1 protein-coding gene is annotated in these 532 nt (G+C 41.5%); it reads left to right on the top strand.

The window, feature by feature from the left end:
• Positions 1-170: 170 nt before the first annotated feature.
• On the top strand, positions 171-532 hold a 362-nt coding region (locus tag ICL16_RS12745; RefSeq protein WP_190828074.1), incomplete at its 3' end, for a hypothetical protein.

Raw genomic sequence — 532 nt, 5'->3', positions numbered from 1 at the left:
AATTGGGAAGGAATGTTTCTTCTCAATCAAGCTGCTACTGACTGGTTAAAAGGAAAGCTCGATACCGGGACTTACTTCGATATGCTTGAACATTTTGGCATTGACCCGCAAGGGTTTGTTAATCCCGTCGAAGAGTACGTATTAAACGGAGTTGCAAGTTCCGAATTTGTATGACTCGGATTTTACAGCTAGGTAACGCCAGTAATTGGGAGCAAATTTACAATCACTCTCAAGCAGCAGTTTCAATCAATCCAGATACTCACGCCCCCATACCAGAAATTGTTGTACCGCTATTGATAGAAACCCATGTCTTAGCGGTTTACATAACAACTGTTGTTCCCGAAGCTAGAGAATGGCATTTTGCTGGTTATTTGAATCAAAAATTTGAACTAGGTCTAACCGTAGGAGGCACGCCTGAAGCCGACGAACTTTCCAGGCGCAAACTTTGGCTAAATAGAATCAAACTGATTATTTTTCCGAAAATTACTGCTACCTACGCTATTTCTTTCAGCGTACCTAAGTGGTTTAAGTC

The sequence above is a fragment of the Iningainema tapete BLCC-T55 genome, assembly GCF_014698965.1.
In the GTDB taxonomy this organism is placed as follows: domain Bacteria; phylum Cyanobacteriota; class Cyanobacteriia; order Cyanobacteriales; family Nostocaceae; genus Iningainema; species Iningainema tapete.
This window is presented reverse-complemented; position numbering and strand designations above follow the sequence as displayed.